Below are 14,904 nucleotides of genomic sequence, written 5' to 3'. Positions count from 1 at the left end.
GGAGTTCGTCGTGCAGTCCGTAGCGTGCCGTCGTGCGGAGTTCGGCGGCGACATGCCGGTTCGGGATGCCGGGGTGCGGCGTGTCGGTCCGGAACTCCGCGTGACGGTCCGGTGGGGTCGCATCGCCGCGCAGCGGGTTGGGCGGGGGCGGCGTGCCGCCCGGGGCGTGCCGTCATGCCGCCCGGGGCGTGCGGTTCGGGGCGTGCCGTCGTGCGGAGTCCGATGCCGACACGCCGGTTCGGGATGCCGGGGCGCGGCGTGTCGGTCCGGAACTCCGCGAGACGGTCCGGCCGGGCCGCAACCCCGCGCGGCAGGTTGGCGGGCGCGGCGTGTCGGCCGCGAACTCCGCGAGACGGCCGGGCGGGGTTGCGGCGCCGCCCGGCGTGTCGGCCGGGAACTCCGCGAGACGATCGGGCGGGGGCGCGGCGCAGAACGGCGCCGGCCACCGCGATCGGTGACCGGCGCCGCAGAGGTCGGCTCAGGCGAAGAGGCGCTGGAGGCGCTGCACGCCCTCGAGAAGCTGGTCGTCGCCGAGGGCGTACGACAGGCGCAGGTAGCCGCTCGGGCCGAAGGCCTCGCCGGGGACCACGGCGACCTCGGCCTTCTCGAGGATGAGGTCGGCGAGCTCGAGCGAGGTCGTGGGCGTCACGCCCTCCCACGTGCGGTTCAACAGGCCTTGCACGTCGGGGTAGACGTAGAACGCGCCGAGCGGATTGGGCACCTCGACGCCGTCGATCTTCGACAGCTCCGAGACGATCAGCTTCCGCCGGCGGTCGAACGCCAGACGGAACTGCTCGGCCTCGTCCTGCGGGCCGTTCAGGGCGGCCGCGGCGGCGAGCTGGGCGACGTTGTTGACGTTGCTCGACAGGTGCGACTGCAGGTTGCCGGCGAGCTTCATGGCATCCGCCGGTCCCACCATCCAGCCCACGCGCCATCCGGTCATGGCGTAGGTCTTCGCGACGCCGTTGACGAGAATCGTCTGCCCGGCGAGCTCCGGCACGGCCTCGACGATCGAGACGGCGCGCACGCCCTCGTAGGTGAGGTTCTGGTAGATCTCGTCGGTGATGACCCAGATGCCGTGCTCAAGCGCCCAGCGGCCGATCTCGGCGGTCTCCTCGGGCGTGTAGACCGAACCGGTCGGGTTCGAGGGGGACACGAACACGAGCACCGTCGTCTTGTCGGTGCGAGCCGCCTCGAGCTGGGCGACGGTGACCTTGTAGTCCTGATCGGCGCCGGCGAAGACCTCGACGGGCGTGCCGTCGGCGAGGGCGATGGCCTCGGGGTAGGTGGTCCAGTACGGCGCGGGCAGCAGCACCTCGTCGCCGGGGTTCACCACGGTCTGGAACGCCTGGTACACCGACTGCTTGCCGCCGTTGGTCACGATGACCTGCGAGGGGGCGACCTCGAGGCCCGAGTCGCGCAGCGTCTTGGCGGCGATCGCCTCGCGCAGCACGGGGAGGCCGGCCGCGGGGGTGTAGCGGTAGTTCTTGGGATCCTGCAGCGCCTTCGCTGCGGCATCCACGATGAACGACGGGGTGGCGAAGTCGGGCTCGCCGGCCGCGTACGAGATGACGGGGCGGCCGGCGGCCTGGAGGGCCTTGGCCTTGGCGTCGACCTTCAGGGTCGCGGACTCGGCGATGGCGGAGAGCTTGCGGGAGAGCGGAGCGCGGGAAGTCACGACTCCGAGCCTAGTGTTTCCGCGCTTTCGGCCCCAGGGTCATGACGACCAGGGCCCCCAGATCAACGCCGCCGGAACGAGCATCAGGATGCCGAGACCCAGCGCCACGATCGACCACGCGCGCCGACCCTCCCGGCGGGCGGCGACGATCAGGCCGATCACCGAGAGCAGGATCACGATGACGCCGTCGAGCACGAGAAGCGGAAGCAGCACGATGCCGAGCCACCAGATCGCGTTCATCTCGGGGACGAGGCCGATGAGGAAGACGGCGAGGGTCGGCACGATCACGACGGCGGCGATGCACGCGGCGATGATGCCGAGCACGTCGGCGGGGCGGCGGGCGGCGACCGGCGGGGGCGTCATGCGGTCAGGCTACCGCCGGTCGGAACACGAAACATGGGTCGATTAGCGTGGCGGGGTGACCGCTCAGACCGCCACGCCCCTCCGCTCCCGTCGACGCGGATTCGCCTCCCTCACCCGGCTGGGGATCGCGACCCTCGTCGTGGGCGTGACCACGGGGCTCGCCGTGCTGCTGCTCGTGTGGATCGTGCACAGCCTCGAGCACTTGGTGTGGGGCCATGAAGAGGGTCCGTTCCTCGACGGCCTCGCATACCCGTCGGTGTGGTGGCTCCCGATCGTCACGGTCGGCGGCGCGGGCGTCGTCGCGGCGCTCGGCTGGTACCTGCTCCGCCGCTTCGGGCGAAAGCTCGCCACGGTCGAGCAGGGCGTCGACGGAGCCCGGATGCCGTGGTGGGAGACGCTCGCCGACACCGTCATCCAGGTGGGGTCGGTGGCGATGGGCGCCTCGATCGGCAAGGAGGTGGCCCCGCGCGAGCTGTCGGCGATGGCGGGCGCGAAGGTCGTGCGGTGGTTGGGCCTCGACGCACGATGGTGCCGCATCCTCATCGCCTCGGCCGCCGGGGCGGGCCTTGCCGCCGTGTACAACGTGCCCCTCGCCGGGGCCCTGTTCGCGGTGGAGATCCTGCTCGCGCAGTTCAGCGTGGGCGCGGCGGTGGTGGCGCTGACCGTCAGCACCATCGCCACGCTCGTCGCGCGTCCGCTCGTGGGGGACGGGTCGCTCTACTCGATCGGCTCGGTCGAGGTGAACGCGTCGCTCATCGTCGCCGCGATCCTCATCGGCCCGCTCATGGGGTGGGGAGCGACGAGCTTCGCCACGGTGACGAAGAAGCTCGCGCGTTTCCGTCCCGAGGGGTGGAAGCTCCTGGTCGTCCTGCCGCTGACGTTCACGGCCGTCGGGGCGGTCGGGGCGGCCTTCCCGCTCATCCTCGGCAACGGCCGTGCCCTGGCGACCGCCGGTTTCGACCTCTCGCAGCCCGCGCTGCTGCTCATCGCGCTCGCCGTGCTGAAGTACGTCGCGACCGCCCTGTCGCTGGGGTCGGGGGCCATCGGCGGCACCCTGCAGCCCTCGGTCGCCATCGGCGCGGCCCTCGGCGCCGCCGCGGCGGCGGGGTGGGCGTTCGTCTGGCCCGGAGCCGACGGCACGGCGCTGGCGATCGTCGCGGCGGCTGCGTTCCTGGCATCCAACATGAGGGCCCCGTTCACCGCGATCGCCCTCATCATCGAGTTCACGAACACCGGGTTCGACCTGCTGCTGCCGATGTTCCTCGCCGTCGCGGGATCGCTCGCCGCGTCCAAGCTCACGTCGCGCGAGAGCCTGCGCCCGTTCGCGCCGATCGACCCGGCGCGGCCCTGACGGGTGCGGCCCTGACGGGTGCGGCCCTGACGGGCGTTGCCCCTGACGGACGTTGCCCCTGACGGACGTTCGGCTCGGGGCGCCTCGCCGAGCGCGGGGCCCCTAGCCGAGCGCACGGCCCGCCGGCACGGGTGAGGGGCCGAGGCTCGTGGCCCCGGCCCCTCGGCATCCGGTCAGTTCAGGTGCTTCGCGTACGCCGGCAGGGTGAGGAACGCCGGGAACTCCTCGCGCAGGGCCACCTCGCGGAACACCGCGGCGGCGTCGTCGAACCGGTCGCCGGCCGCGCGGGGCGCATCGGCGAGCACGTCCTGCACCATCGACTCGACGTACTCGCGGGTGATCGGGGTGCCCTCGGCGGTGCGGTGGTCCTGGTGGATCCACTGCCAGATCTGCGAGCGCGAGATCTCAGCGGTCGCGGCGTCTTCCATGAGGTCGTCGATGGCGACGGCGCCCAGGCCCCGCAGCCACGCCTCGATGTAGCGGATCGCCACCGACACGTTGCCGCGCACGCCCGCGGCGGTCACGGGGCGTCCGATGCGCACGTCGAGCAGGTCGGCCGGCTCGACCGACACCTCCTCGCGTGTCCGCCCGAGCTGGTTCGGCTCGTCGCCGAGCACCGCGTCGAACTCGGCGCGCGCCACGGGGATGAGGTCGGGGTGGGCCACCCAGGTGCCGTCGAACCCGTCGCCGGCCTCGCGACGCTTGTCGGCGGCGACCTTCTCGAACGCCGCCTCGGTCACCTCGGGGCGCCGGCGGTTCGGGATGAAGGCGCTCATGCCGCCGATCGCGTAGGCGCCGCGCTTGTGGCACGTCTGCACGAGCAGCTCGGTGTATGCCCGCATGAAGGGGACCGTCATCGTCACCTCGCTGCGGTCGGGGAGGACGAAGCGGGCCCCCCGGCCGCGGTAGGTCTTGATGATCGAGAAGATGTAGTCCCAGCGTCCGGCGTTCAGGCCCGCGCAGTGGTCGCGGAGGGCGAAGAGGATCTCCTCCATCTCGAACGCGGCCGGCAGCGTTTCGATCAGCACCGTGGCGCGGATCGTGCCGTGCGCGAGCCCCAGACGCTCCTCGGTGAACGAGAACACGTCGTCCCACAGGCGGGCTTCCTCGGCCGACTCGATCTTGGGGAGGTAGAAGTACGGTCCTCGGCCCGCCGCGATCAGGGCGTGCGCGTTGTGGAACACGTACAGGCCGTAGTCGACGAGCGACCCGGATGCCGGCAGCTCCCGACCCGAGCGATCGATGAAGCTCACGTGCTTCTCGGGCAGGTGCCAGCCCCGCGGGCGCATCACGATCGTCGGGGTGCGCTCGGCCGTGACCTCGTAGCGCTTGCCCTCGGGGCTCGTGAACGACAGCTGCCCGCGGATCGCGTCGAACAGCGAGAGCTGCCCGCCGATGACGTTGCGCCAGGTGGGGGAGGTGGCATCCTCCTGGTCGGCCAGCCACACCCGCGCTCCGGAGTTGAGCGCGTTGATCGTCATCTTCGGGTCGGTGGGGCCGGTGATCTCGACGCGGCGGTCCTCCAGCCCGGGGCCGGCGCCGGCCACGCGCCACGACGGATCCTCGCGGATGTGCGCGGTGTCGGCTCGGAAGTGCGGGTCGTCGCCCGTGCCGATCTCGAAGCGGCGACGCAGCCGCGCGGCGAGCCGGTCGTGCCGGCGGCGGGCGAAGCGGTCGTGCAGCTCCGTGAGGAACGCGATCGCGGCGGGGGTGAGGATCTCGGCATCCCGGCCCTCGAGGGGGCGCTCGAGACGCAGGTGAGGGGTGGATGCCGGAGGGCTCGGCATCCGGGATCCGTCGGCGGCGCGGTCGCTCGGCGTCCGGTGCCCGGCGGTGCCGGCGCCGGTGGTCGGGGGCGGTGGAGAGGTGATGAGGGTCATGGTCCTGGCTTTCTGTCTGTATCGCGCTCCGCCCCTCTCCCGCAGACCATGTCCCGAAGATGGCTACTCGGGGGTGGCCCGAGTGGCCATATGTGGGACGAGGTCCGCGATAAGTGGGACGAGGTGTCGGTGCGCAGCGGGCAGGGGCGCGGCGGGGTGGTGCGCAGCGGAGAGGGGCGCGGCGGGGTGGGCCGCGTGCAGACCGTGTCCCGAAAATGGCTACTCGGGGACGGCCCGAGTGGCCATATGTGGGACGAGGTCCGCGATAAGTGGGACGAGGTTCGAGGGAAGGGGCGAGGGCGTCGCCCGGGTCAGTGGAACTGGGCGGTCTCGGTCGAGCCGGCCAGGGCGAGGGTCGCGCTGTCGGGGTTGAGCGCGGTGGAGACGACGTCGAAGTAGCCGGTGCCCGCTTCGCGCTGGTGGCGCGTCGCGGTGTAGCCGTCGGCTTCGGCGGCGAACTCGGCCTCCTGCAGCTCGACGTACGCGCTCATGGCGCGCTCGGCGTAACCGCGGGCGAGGTCGAACATCGAGTGGTTGACGGCGTGGAAGCCGGCCAGCGTGATGAACTGGAAGGCGTAGCCGAGGGCAGCCAGGTCGGCCTGGAACGTGGCGATCTGCTCATCGTCGAGGTGGCGCTTCCAGTTGAAGCTCGGCGAGCAGTTGTAGGCGAGCTTCTTGCCCGGGTAGCGGGCGTGGATCGCCTCGGCGAAGGCGCGGGCGAGTTCGATGTCGGGCTCGCCGGTCTCCACCCACAGCAGGTCGGCGTAGGGGGCGAAGGCCAGGCCGCGCGCGATGACCGAGTCGAGCCCCGGTCGCACGCGGTAGAAGCCCTCGGTCGTGCGCTCGCCGGTGAGGAACTCGGCATCCCTCGGGTCGACGTCGCTGGTGAGCAGGTCGGCGGCCAGCGCGTCGGTGCGGGCGATGATCACCGTCGACACCCCCGCGACGTCGGCCGCGAGGCGCGCGGCGTTGAGCGTGCGGATGTGCTGTTGGATCGGCACGAGCACCTTGCCGCCGAGGTGACCGCACTTCTTCTCGCTCGCGAGCTGGTCTTCCCAGTGGATGCCGGCGGCCCCGGCCGCGATCAGCGACTGCGCCAGCTCGTAGGCGTTGAGCGGTCCGCCGAAGCCGGCCTCGGCATCCGCGACGATCGGGGCGAGCCAGTCCTGCGTGATCTCTCCCTCGGCGCGCTCGATCTGGTCCTGACGCAGGAGGGCGTTGTTGATGCGGCGGACGACCGCGGGCACGCTGTTGGCGGGGTAGAGGCTCTGGTCGGGGTAGGTCTGGCCCGCGAGGTTGCCGTCGGCGGCGACCTGCCAGCCGCTGAGGTAGATGGCCTTCAGCCCCGCGCGTACCTGCTGCACGGCCTGACCCCCGGTGTAGGCGCCGAGGGCCCGGATGTAGTCCTCGGTGTGGAGGAGGTTCCAGAGGTTCTCGGCCCCGCGGCGGGCGAGGGTCGACTCCTCCCGGACGCTGCCGCGCAGGCGGACGACGTCCTCGGCCGAGTACGTGCGCTCGATGCCGTCCCAGCGGGGGTCGTTCTCCCACGCGGCGCGGATCTCATCGGCGGTCTCGGTCTGGTCGCCGGGGCGCAGGGGCTGCTGGGCGGGGGTGGCCTGGATCGTCATGTCGTCCTCCTTCGGGTCGCGGGGCGGCGGTGCCCCGTGACGACCACTGTGGGCGAAGAAACGCGCACCGAACCGGTGTTCATGCGGTGAAGATCGCGCGATCTTCTGTTTTCGTGAGAACCTCGCGTATGGACACCGGCGTCTTCGCTTCCTCGGCATCCCTCCCGCTCGACGATGGGGAGGTGGACACCCTCACCATCGGCCGCCGCATCCGGCAGCTGCGCACCGCGCGGGGCATGACGCTCGACGACCTCGCCGCCGCGGTCGGGCGCGCCCCCAGCCAGATGTCGATGATCGAGAACGGCCGCCGCGAGGCGAAGCTCACGCAGCTGCAGGCGATCGCCCGCGCGCTGGAGTGCCGACTCGATCAGCTGCTGGATGCCGAGCCCCTCGACGCCCGCGCCACCCTGGAGCTCTCGGTCGAGCGGGCGATGCGCGGCCAGACCTTCCAGGCGCTCGGCATCGCTCCCTTTCGCGTGGGGCGGTCGGTGCCCGACGAAGCGCTCACAGCCATGCTCGCGCTGCAGGCCGAGATCGAACGCCTCCGCGAGGAGCGCTCCGCCACGCCCGAAGAGGCCCGGCGCGCCAATGTCGCCCTGCGCCGACTGATGCGCACGCAGGACAACCACTTCCCGGAGCTCGAGCGCGTGGCATCCGGGATCCTCGAGGCGATCGAGCACCCCGGCGGGCCCCTGACGCAGCGCGGGGCGAGCGACATCGCCGCGCACCTGGGCTTCACGCTGCACTACGTGCCCGACCTGCCGTCGTCGACGCGAAGCATCGCGGATGCCAAGAACGGACGGCTGTACCTCTCGACGAAGGTTGCGAAGGGCGACCCGCGCGCCGCGGTGCTGCAGGCGCTGTCGAGCCGGATCCTGGGTCACGGCGAGCCGACCAGCTACGACGAGTTCCTCCGCCAGCGCGTCGAGACCAACTACCTGACGGGCGCGCTGCTGATGCCCGAGGCGCACGTCGTCCCGGCGCTGCGCGAGGCGAAGGAGCGGCGCACCATCAGCATCGAGGACCTCCGCGACGCCTACTCGGTGTCGTACGAGACCGCCGCGCACCGTTTCACGAACCTCGCGACCGTGCACCTCGGCATCCCGGTGCACTTCCTCAAGGTGCACGAGTCGGGGACGATCACGAAGGCGTACGAGAACGACGACGTGAACTTCCCCACCGACCGGCTCGGCTCGATCGAGGGACAGATGTGCTGCCGGCGGTGGACGAGCCGCGTGGTGTTCGACGAGGACGACCTCTTCAACCCTTATTACCAGTACACCGACACCGGCAACGGGACGTACTGGTGTACCGCGCGCGTGGAGCAGTCGAGCGAGGGCGCGCACTCGGTGAGCGTGGGCGTGCGCTTCGACGACACGCGCTGGTTCCGCGGCCGAGACACCCCGAACCGCGGCGTCTCGCGGCACGCCGTCGAGACGTGCTGCCGTCGGCCGCCGGCCTCGCTCGAGAACGCGTGGCGCGGACAGGCATGGCCGAACGTGCGCACGCCGCGGACGCTGCTCGCGACGCTGCCGACGGGGTCGTTCCCGGGGGTCGACACGACCGAGCTGTACGAGTTCCTGGAGGCCCACGCCCCGGTGGAGTGACCGGCGTCGCGGACGTGCGGACCCGTGTCGTCGTGGGGTGGGCGGCTGTGCGGCGGGCGGTCTGCCCCGTGTCGTCGTGGGGCGGTCGGGCGGTGGGGCGGTGGGCGGCGCGGTCGTGCGGGGCGCCGTCGGGCGGAGGTCGTGGGCGACACGCCGGTTCCGGATGCCGTGGTGGCGGCGTGTCGGGTCGGAATCCGCGGGACGGTCCGTGACGGCTCGATCTCGAACGGGGTTGACCTAAAACCTAACGTGTGTAAGGTTTCTGACCAGTGAGCTCCATCCCCCCGGAGCGCTTTCGATGAGGAGAGCCAGTCATGAAGCACACCCTCGCGGCATCCACCGCCGTCGTCGGTCTCGTCCTGGGCGGTCTCGCCGCGTCGGCCCCGGCCGTCGCCGCGCCGCCCGAGAAGCCCGGTCCGCCCGGCCATGCGGGGCTGCCCAGCCACGCGGGTCCACCCGCTCACGCCGGTCCCGGCGCGCGCGACCTCGCCCGCTACGCCGAAGACACCTGGACCTCTCTCGCCGCGATGGCCCACGAGAACACCGGTCTGCCCGACGACAACATCGGCGGGACGCTCGATGAGTCCACGGCATCCGGATACACCTCGCCGACCAACATCGGCGGCTACCTCTGGTCGACGGTGACCGCGCGCGACCTCGGCATCATCGATGCCGGTGAGGCCCGCGAGCGCCTCACCGCGACGGTCTCCACGCTCGAGACGATGGAGCGCAACGAGGGCAGCGGCATGTACTACAACTGGTACGCGCCGGACACCGGGGCCAAGCTCGAGACCTTCCCCACCTCGGGCGAGGTCATCCACCCGTTCCTCAGCACCGTCGACAACGGCTGGCTCGCCGCGGGGCTGCGGATCGTCCGCGAGGCGGAGCCCACGCTCTCCGACCGCGCCGATGCGCTGTACGAGTCGATGGACTTCTCGGCGTTCTTCGACACCGCCGGGGCGGCGGGCCTTCCGGCCGGCACCAACCGCGGCGGCTTCTGGGAGGCCCCTCCCGGTGACGGCTGCGCGGTCGAGGCCCCCATGTACAACGGCAGCGGCGAGCAGGCGTTCTACACGTGCCACCACTACGACACGACCGTCAGCGAGAGCCGCATCGCGACGTATCTCGGCATCTCCGACGGCTCCATCCCGGCATCCGGTCTGTACGGCACCCACCGCACGATGCCCGCCGGCTGCGACTGGGCCTGGCAGGAGCAGCTTCCCACCGGCGAGAACCGTGAGTACGACGGCGTCGACGTCTACGAGGGCGTGTATTCCTACGACGGCATGTCGTTCGTGCCGAGTTGGGGCGGCAGCATGTTCGAGGCCCTCATGCCCGACCTGCTCATCCCCGAGGCTGAATGGGGTCCGCGCTCGTGGGGCGTGAATCACCCCATCACCGTCGAGGTGCAGAAGCGACACGGCCTGAACGAAGCCGGCTACGGCTACTGGGGCTTCTCGCCCGCCAGCAACCCGTTCGGCGGCTACAGCGAGTACGGCGTCGACATCGCCGGCATCCGCTCCGACGGATACACCTCGGATGCCGAGAAGACCGATGTCGACATCGACCGCCCCGGCTGCACGGAGGGGACGAACCCCGACCCGACGTTCGGCGACGGTGTCGTCACCCCGCACGCGGCGTTCCTTGCCCTGCCGTACGACCGGCAGGGGGTCCTCAAGAACCTCCGCGGAATCGAGAAGAAACTCGGCGCCTACGGTCCGGGTGGCTTCTACGACGCCGTCGCCGTCACGAGCGACACGGTCGCCGAGCGCTACCTGTCGCTGGACCAGTCGATGATCATGGCCGCGATCGGCAACGCGCTGACCGACGACTCCCTCAAGGACTACATGGTCGATGACAGGATGGAGCAGAACCTCCGGCCCGCCATCGAACAGCAGGTCTTCGGCTCGTCGTGGGGCGCATCGCGTCCCTGACGTCTCGATCGCTCGATGCCCGGTGTCCCGAGGGGTGCCGGGCATCGTCGCGCCCGGGGAGAGGATGCCGATGACCGACGCACCCGCGCCCCGCGCTCGCCGCGGGAGTTACGCCAAGGGGCAGCAGACGCGTCAGCGCATCGTCGACGAGGCGGTCCTGGTGTTCGGGCGCTCGGGCGTCACCGCCGGGTCGCTCCGCGAGGTCGCGGCGCGCGTCGGGCTGACGCCCGCGGGGCTCCTGCACCACTTCGCCTCGAAGGAGGAACTCTTCGCCGAGGTGCTGCGCCAGCGCGACGAGCGGGTGCGCGCTGCCGCCGGTGACCCGGACGAGCACGGGCTCATCGAGCAGATGCAGAAGGTCGTCGCGCACAACGCCACGACTCGGGGCCTCACGTCCTTGTACACACTCGTCGTCGCCGAGGCGGGCGATCCCGCCCACCCCTCGCACGACGCGTTCGCCGAGCGGTACCGTCGGAGCGCCGAGACCGCTGCCGAACTCCTGCGCGCGGGTCAGGCCGCGGGCGAGGTGCGCGCCGACATCGATCCCGCCCGTGCGGCGCGTCTGCTGGGCGCCGTGATGGACGGCCTGCAGCAGCAGTGGCTGCTCGACGAGTCGGTCGACATGTCCGCCCTGTTCGCCGAGTTCGTGCGCGGTTACCTGCGGCCTTCTCCCTGAGCCGTCGGCATCCACTGGTCGCCGGCCCGACCTCGGATGGCGGCGGGCCGTCTGGCGGAATTGGTCGGGGCGCGCCGTGTCCGGATGCCGGGTCGGCGGCGTGTCGGCGGTGGGCTCCGCGTGACGGTACGGGTGGGGCGGGCGCGAGGGGGAGGGCTCCATCCGAAGGCTCGACGGGTGCTGGACGGACGTGCGTTGGGTCGGCGACATTCGGTGGGATGCCGTGTGGCTGTCAGGGGTTCGCGAGGTGCAACCCGCGGTCGACGTGGGCGCGGATGGCGAGCTTGACCGTCGGCCAGTCGTGCACCACCATGGCGTAGTCGAATCGCAGGGTGACGAATCCCCACGCTGCGGCATGTGCGTCGCGGACCAAATCCCGGTGTCGGTGGTCGGCGCCGGCGTGGTTCTCGACGCCGTCGACCTCGACGATCAGACGTTCGCCGATGACGAGATCGACTCGGCCGACCGACACGATGTCCTGCTGCGTCCGCACATCGATGCCCCACCCGCGGAGGCGCCATCGGACCAGGGTCTCCAGGCCGCTCTCCGCGTCATGGCGGGCGAAGGCGATCGCCTCGCGTGCCTGCTTGTTCGTGTTCTCTTCGAGCCAGGCCAGATCAGCGGGTCGGATCTTCTTCTGATGCAGCGCTGATTCCAGAGCGACCACAAAGTCTTCGACTCCTCGGCATCGAAGGATCTGCCGTAGCGTCTGCGTCACCGGCGGAAGGCCGAATGCATCGCGGGCATCATGGTCCCAGTGGTCCACGTCCGCGGTCCCGTGCCGATGCCCGTGTGGCCTCAGCCTGATGTGCAGCGGTTCCGAGGCGGTCAGAACCCAGAGGCCGTGGTGTCGTGCGGCAGTGACACACGCGGGCGAGCCGCCGAGCAGGGCCGCACGAATCATGGGCTCGCAGGTGTCGGCATCCGCGTACACCCCGCGTCGGAGGCGGACGAGGGTTCCGCCGCGCAGGGCGGTGTCGATCGCCCGGCGGGTCATTCCCCGGGAGAGCAGCTCCGCGCGGGTGCGGATCGAGGACGTGCACATCGCCCCAGCGTCGTCGAGGCGGCTGGCCGCGCGTCGGCGTTCTTCCGTCAGGTGTGGATGACGCGGCGGATTCCCCCGGTGGGGAGGACGGGCGAGGTGAGGCGGGCGGCGTGCCGTCGTGCGGAGTCGTGCGGTGACACGCCGCGGCGGTGCGGGTGCCGGCGGCGTGTCGTCTCCGGACTCCGCGCGACGGCCCGGGTTCCTCCCGACGGCCCGTTGCCCGGGCCTGCCGTCCGGCGCCCGCGGCTGGACGCGGGCGGGCGGCGTGCCGTCGTGCGGAGTCGGGCGGTGACACGCCGCGGCGGTGCGCGTGCCGGCGGCGTGTCGTTTCGGGACTCCGCTTGACGGCCCGGCTACCGCGCGGCGACCCGCCGCCCGGCGACCCGCTGCCCGGCCCGCTGCCCGGCGACCCGCCCGCCCCCCGCCCCCGACGCGCCGGTTGCAAACCAGAGGTTATGCGCTTAAACTCACCCACGACGTTGCATTCGGCACCCGACGGCGGGTGCCCCGGTTCGAGGAGGAACACGATGAAGATGACCCGATGGAGCGCCGTGGCGGTCGTTGCGGTGGCGGCGATCGCGCTGACCGGCTGCGGACGCGCGTCCGACTCCGACTCCGGCGCCGCAGAGGCATCGACGATCGGCGACGCCGAGGCCGAGGGCACTCTGACGATGTGGGCGATGGGTGCCGAGGGTGAGGCACTGCCCGAGTTCGTGAAGCAGTTCGAGGATGCCAACCCCGGCGTGACCGTCGAGGTCACCCCCGTGCCCTGGGATGCCGCCTACAGCAAGTTCCAGACGGCCATCGCGGGCGGCAACACCCCCGACCTGGCCATGGTCGGATCCACCTGGATGGCGGACTTCGGCGATGCGCTGCAGACCGTGCCGACCGACCTGTCCACCGACGGGATCTTCCCCGGCGCCGTGGATTCGACCATGATCGATGACCGCGCCACCGGAGTGCCCTGGTACGTCGACACCCGTGTGCTCTACTACCGCACCGACATCGCCGCTCAGGCCGGCTGGACCTCGGCTCCCACGACGTGGGACGACCTGAAGCAGATGGCGACGGACATGCAGGCCAAGGGCGGTGCCGACTACGGCATCCGCTTCCCCGCCGGCAACGACTCTTTCCAGGGCAACGTGTGGATGCCGTGGTCCAACGGTGCCGAACTCGAGAACGGGTCCGAGTGGACCCTCGACACCCCCGAGGCCGCGGAGGCGTTCGAGTACTACCAGAGCTTCTACGCCGACGGCGTGGCCAATCCCGCCGCAGACCGCTCGGCCGGGGCCCAGGAGGCCGACTTCGTCTCGGGCTCGACCCCGATGCTCATCGACGGACCGTTCCTCATCGGTTCGCTCGAGGAGCTCGGCGGCGAGGGCTTCAGCGACAAGTTCACCACCGCCGTCTTGCCCGCGAAGGAGTCGTCCACCTCTTTCAGCGGCGGCGCGAACCTCGCGGTCTTCGACAACAGCGACAATGCCGCCAGCGCGTGGAAGCTCGTGCAGTGGCTGACCGAACCCGAGACGCAGGCCGCCTGGTACGAGGCGACGGGTGACCTGCCCGCGGTTCAGGACGCCTGGAAGTCCGACGCCTTGGCCTCATCGCCCACCCTCGCCGCCTTCGGCACGCAGCTCGAGACAGCCAAGTCGGTGCCCGCCGTCACCACGTGGGTGCAGGTCGCCGCGGCCGGTGACGCGATGCTGGAGAAGATCCGTCTCGGCCAGCAGTCGCCGGCCGACGGTCTGAAGGAGCTCCAGGCCACCGCCGACCAGCTGGGTCTGGGCTGAGACCATGACGCAGGCAGTCGTGGGCGCGACCGGGCGGGCTCCGGCCCCCGGCCGCGCCCGCGCCGGCGGGGCGTCGAGCCGCCGCCGGCGCCAGGGATGGGTCGCGTGGGGCTTCGCCCTGCCGTTCGTCGCGGTGTTCGCGGTGTTCATGGTCGTGCCGATCGTCGGATCGTTCGCGATGTCGTTCACCGACTTCACGGCGCGCGACATCCGCTCGCCCTTCGCGGTGAACTTCGTCGGACTCGAGCAGTACGTCGGCGTCCTCTCCGACCCCGTCTTCCTCACCTCGTTGGGGGTGACCGCGACGTTCGTCGTCGTCGGCATCCCGGTGACCATGGCACTCGCGCTGGCCCTCGCCCTCGCGTTGAACGCGAGTAAGGGGCGCATCGTCTCGGTGCTGCGGGTGGGCTTCTACGCCCCCGTCGTGACGAGCATCGTCGCGGTCGCGGTGGTGTGGCGCTACATCCTGCAGCCCGAGGGGCTGCTCAACTCGGCGCTGGCGATCGTCGGCATCCAGGGCCCGGACTGGCTCAACGACACCTCGACGGCTCTTCCCTCGCTCATCGCGATGGCGGTGTGGCGCAATGTCGGCACGCTCATGGTCATCTTCCTCGCGGGCCTTCAGGCCATCCCCACCGATGTGAAGGAGGCCGCCCTGATGGACGGCGCCTCGTCGTGGCGGCGCCTGACCTCCGTGACACTGCCGCTCCTGCGTCCGACGCTGTTGCTCGGCGCCGTGCTCATCTCGGTCGGGTTCCTGCAGTTCTTCGAAGAGGCCTTCGTGATGACCCAGGGCGGTCCGTTGAACTCCACCCTCTCGGTGGCCTATTACACGTTCAAGCAGTTCGGCTTCGGTGAGTACGGAACGGCATCGGCCGCCAGCTACCTGCTTTTCCTCGCGATCGCGCTGCTCAGCCTGGTGCAGTTCCGCGTTCTGCGGGCGAAGGATTGA

At 71.1% G+C, this 14,904-nt stretch carries 11 protein-coding genes; 6 read left to right on the top strand and 5 right to left on the bottom strand.

Features of this window, described 5'->3' with window-relative positions:
- Positions 1–478: 478 nt before the first annotated feature.
- Positions 479–1,678, bottom strand: a complete 1,200-nt coding sequence (locus tag RWH44_RS13590; protein WP_316004989.1) for a pyridoxal phosphate-dependent aminotransferase — start codon at positions 1,676–1,678, stop codon at positions 479–481.
- Between the two features lie 39 nt (positions 1,679–1,717).
- Positions 1,718–2,041 carry a hypothetical protein gene (locus tag RWH44_RS13585; protein WP_316004988.1) on the bottom strand — a complete coding sequence of 108 codons (324 nt, stop codon included), beginning with the start codon at positions 2,039–2,041 and terminating at the stop codon, positions 1,718–1,720.
- 55 nt (positions 2,042–2,096) lie between these two features.
- On the opposite strand from RWH44_RS13585, the gene RWH44_RS13580 reads away from it, so the two are divergent.
- Positions 2,097–3,392: a chloride channel protein gene (locus RWH44_RS13580; protein WP_316004987.1), complete on the top strand. Its 1,296-nt coding sequence runs from the start codon at positions 2,097–2,099 to the stop codon at positions 3,390–3,392.
- 173 nt (positions 3,393–3,565) lie between these two features.
- Here the strand turns inward: RWH44_RS13580 and aceB are convergent, their stop codons facing one another.
- Together aceB and aceA are read right to left on the bottom strand one after the other, a co-directional pair.
- Positions 3,566–5,179 (bottom strand): malate synthase A, encoded by a 1,614-nt coding sequence (gene aceB, locus RWH44_RS13575; protein WP_316005166.1) that lies wholly within the window; start codon positions 5,177–5,179, stop codon positions 3,566–3,568.
- 404 nt (positions 5,180–5,583) lie between these two features.
- Entirely contained in the window at positions 5,584–6,900 is a 1,317-nt protein-coding gene (aceA, locus tag RWH44_RS13570) for an isocitrate lyase (protein ID WP_316004986.1), read from the bottom strand.
- 128 nt (positions 6,901–7,028) lie between these two features.
- Here aceA and RWH44_RS13565 point away from each other — a divergent pair, with 128 nt between their 5' ends.
- From RWH44_RS13565 to RWH44_RS13555, 3 genes are all read left to right on the top strand, one after another.
- Positions 7,029–8,507, top strand: a complete 1,479-nt coding sequence (locus RWH44_RS13565) for a helix-turn-helix domain-containing protein (RefSeq protein WP_437127302.1) — start codon at positions 7,029–7,031, stop codon at positions 8,505–8,507.
- Between the two features lie 314 nt (positions 8,508–8,821).
- Positions 8,822–10,441, top strand: a complete 1,620-nt coding sequence (locus tag RWH44_RS13560; RefSeq protein WP_316004985.1) for a glucoamylase family protein — start codon at positions 8,822–8,824, stop codon at positions 10,439–10,441.
- 70 nt (positions 10,442–10,511) lie between these two features.
- Complete coding sequence (locus RWH44_RS13555; RefSeq protein WP_316004984.1) at positions 10,512–11,117, top strand: TetR/AcrR family transcriptional regulator; 606 nt, start codon at positions 10,512–10,514, stop codon at positions 11,115–11,117.
- A gap of 232 nt (positions 11,118–11,349) precedes the next feature.
- Here RWH44_RS13555 and RWH44_RS13550 read toward each other — a convergent pair whose 3' ends face one another.
- A complete protein-coding gene (locus RWH44_RS13550; RefSeq protein WP_316004983.1) occupies positions 11,350–12,051 on the bottom strand; it encodes an endonuclease domain-containing protein in 702 nt (233 codons plus the stop codon).
- Positions 12,052–12,689: 638 nt separating this feature from the next.
- Here RWH44_RS13550 and RWH44_RS13545 point away from each other — a divergent pair.
- Positions 12,690–13,952: an extracellular solute-binding protein gene (locus RWH44_RS13545; RefSeq protein WP_316004982.1), complete on the top strand. Its 1,263-nt coding sequence runs from the start codon at positions 12,690–12,692 to the stop codon at positions 13,950–13,952.
- 4 nt (positions 13,953–13,956) lie between these two features.
- Positions 13,957–14,904, top strand: coding sequence for a carbohydrate ABC transporter permease (locus RWH44_RS13540; protein WP_316004981.1), 948 nt, complete (start codon positions 13,957–13,959; stop codon positions 14,902–14,904).

Origin of the sequence: Microbacterium phycohabitans, from assembly GCF_032464935.1 — a bacterium.
Lineage (GTDB): Bacteria > Actinomycetota > Actinomycetes > Actinomycetales > Microbacteriaceae > Microbacterium > Microbacterium phycohabitans.
This window is presented reverse-complemented; position numbering and strand designations above follow the sequence as displayed.